Raw genomic sequence first — 2,568 nt, forward strand, 5'->3', positions numbered from 1 at the left:
AGAGGCCATCACAGCCTCAGCAGAGTCCCCAGCCCATCCAGCAAGCGCTTCAACGCCCCCTGATTGGCCCGCATCACCGCCACCCCCGCCTCACCCATCTTCAGCGCGTCCCGCGGCAGCTCGATCAAGCGGCGCACTTCGGTCGCCAGCCCCTGCGCATCGTCCACCTCGCACAACGCCCCACCCTCGCGCAGCATCAAAGCGATTTCGAGAAAGTTGAACAGGTGCGGCCCACTCAGCACCGGCCTGGCCAGCGCCGCCGGCTCCAGCAGGTTGTGCCCGCCATTGGGCACCAGGCTGCCGCCGACAAAAGCGATATCCGCCACCGCATACAGAAACAGCAGCTCGCCCATGGTGTCGCCCAGCAGCACTTGGTCATCCGCCGTCACCGGCGCCCCGGCCGCGCGGCGCACCGTGGTGAACTGCCCCGCACACAGCGCATGCACGCTGTCGAAACGCTCCGGATGGCGCGGCACCAGGATCAGCAACGCATCCGAATGATGCGCCAGCAACTGCCGGTGCGCTGCCAGGATCACCTCGTCCTCGCCCTCGTGGGTGCTCGCCGCGATCCACACCGGCCGCTGCAGCGCCTGCCATTGTTCACGCAGCGCCCTGGCACGCACGGGCAATTGCGCATCGATGGTCAGGTCGAACTTGATCGAGCCCGTCACCTGCACGCATTCAGGCCGCGCACCCAACTGGCGAAAGCGCTCGGCCTCGGTCTCGGTCTGCACCGCAATCAGGCTCATTTCAGCCAGCATCGGCCGGGTCAGCCCGGCAAACCGCGCGTAGCCCTTGGCCGAACGTGCCGACAAGCGCGCATTGGCCAACGCCACCGGAATGCCGCGCCGGGCGCATTGATGAATATGGTTGGGCCACAGCTCGGTCTCCATGATCACCGCCAACTGCGGGCGCGCACGCTGCAGAAAACGCGCCGCTGCCCAGGGCAGGTCATACGGCAGGTAGCAGTGCTGGATACGCGGCTCGTCGCCGAACAGTGCCTGGATGCGCTCCGAGCCGGTCGGTGTCATGCAGGTGACGGTGATCGGCAGCTGTGGATAACGTTGCAGCAGCGCACGAATCATCGGCGCCGCAGCAATGCTCTCGCCCACCGACACCGCATGCACCCAGATGCCCCCCGGCTGCAACGCCGGCAGGTTCAGGCCGAAGCGCTCGCCGATGCGCCGGGCATACGCCGGTGCCTTGCGCGACCGCAGGTACAGGCGCAGCGCAACCAGCGGCAGGCCCAGGTGAAACAGCAGGGTATATAGGGTTCTGTTCATGGCGCCGAAGTGTACTAGCCAATCGCTCGCAAGTGCACTGCGAAGCGTTCGGCCAGCCAGCGTGCGGCTGACCCCAACGGCTCGTCGCGGCGCCACGCCAACTCCACCACCAGCGCCGGCGGGCGCCATTCGCTGACCAGTTCCACCCTCTGCTGCTGGTAGGCAGGTAATGACTTTACCCCATGCGGCCATCCTCTAGAATGCGTGACCCAACGGAGGACTCCCCAATGAACCCCTACATCTACCTGGCCATCGCCATTTGCGCCGAAGTCATCGCCACCGCGTCCATGAAGGCAGTCAAGGGGTTCAGCACGCCCCTGCCGCTGGCGCTGATGGTGGGCGGCTACGCCATCGCTTTCTGGATGCTGACGCTGGTGGTGCGCACGGTGCCGGTGGGCATCGCCTACGCGGTGTGGTCAGGCCTGGGCATCGTGCTGATCAGCATTGCGGCGCTGGTGATCTACGGGCAGAAGCTGGACCTGCCGGCGCTGCTCGGCATGGCCATGATCGTCGGTGGCGTGGTGGTGATCCAGCTGTTCTCGAAAACCACCGGGCATTGATCCGCGACCGGGTAGGAATGCTCACAGGCTGTATACTGCGCTCCTGTCTTTGCTTGTGAGGTGAGTGCATGCCAACCGTTATTTCCACCGACGTGCTGATCGTCGCGCAGGGGTCGCTGGCCTCTGGCTCAACGCCCGCCTGCGTCGCCTGGGCTATTCGACGGTGCTGGTGGAACGGGCCAGCCTCGGCGGCGAGCAGACCCTCAAGTCCCAGGGCATCATCCATGGTGGCGCCAAGTACGCCCTGCATGGCGCCCTCACCGGCGCCTCCGAAGCCATCGCCGACATGCCGCGGCGCTGGCGCGAGGCGCTGGCGGGCGCTGGCGAGCTGGACCTGTCCGGTGTACGCCTACTGTCCGAAGCGCATTACCTGTGGTCGCCCGGCACCCTGGCCGGCAACCTCACCAGCTTCTTCGCCAGCAAGGCGTGCGCGGCCGCGTCGACCAGGTCAAGGGCGACCAGTTGCCGCCGGCCCTGCAAGACCGCGCCTTCAAGGGCAAGGTGTACCGCCTGGCCGAGCTGGTGGTCGATGTGCCGAGCCTGCTGCAGCGCCTGGCCGACCTGGCCGGCGACAGCCTGCTGGCCGGCGAACGCATCGAACCGCTGCGCGAAGGCGATGAGCTGGTCGGCCTGAACGTCGATGGCCGCGACATCCGCGCCCAGCGCATCGTGCTCAGCGCGGGTGCCGGCAACGCCGGCCTGCTCGACAGCCTCGGCCTGAGCCA

At 67.0% G+C, this 2,568-nt stretch carries 2 protein-coding genes and 2 pseudogenes; 2 read left to right on the plus strand and 2 right to left on the minus strand.

All coding sequences use genetic code 11. The features are described from left to right. Nucleotides 1-8: 8 nt before the first annotated feature. Nucleotides 9-1,283, minus strand: coding sequence for a lipid IV(A) 3-deoxy-D-manno-octulosonic acid transferase (gene waaA / locus G3436_RS26235; RefSeq protein WP_163951221.1), 1,275 nt, complete (start codon nucleotides 1,281-1,283; stop codon nucleotides 9-11). A 14-nt stretch (nucleotides 1,284-1,297) separates the two neighbouring features. Further along, a pseudogene (locus G3436_RS26240) lies at nucleotides 1,298-1,456 on the minus strand (LysR family transcriptional regulator); the annotation flags it as partial. A gap of 54 nt (nucleotides 1,457-1,510) precedes the next feature. Between G3436_RS26240 and G3436_RS26245 the strand changes: the two are divergent. Together G3436_RS26245 and G3436_RS26250 are read left to right on the plus strand one after the other, a co-directional pair. Continuing rightward, on the plus strand, nucleotides 1,511-1,843 hold the full coding sequence (locus tag G3436_RS26245) for a DMT family transporter (protein WP_163951224.1): 333 nt from the start codon (nucleotides 1,511-1,513) through the stop codon (nucleotides 1,841-1,843). Nucleotides 1,844-1,911: 68 nt separating this feature from the next. Next, nucleotides 1,912-2,568: pseudogene (locus G3436_RS26250) on the plus strand (FAD-dependent oxidoreductase); the annotation flags it as partial.

Source organism: Pseudomonas brassicae, assembly GCF_010671725.1.
Taxonomy (GTDB): Bacteria; Pseudomonadota; Gammaproteobacteria; order Pseudomonadales; family Pseudomonadaceae; genus Aquipseudomonas; species Aquipseudomonas brassicae.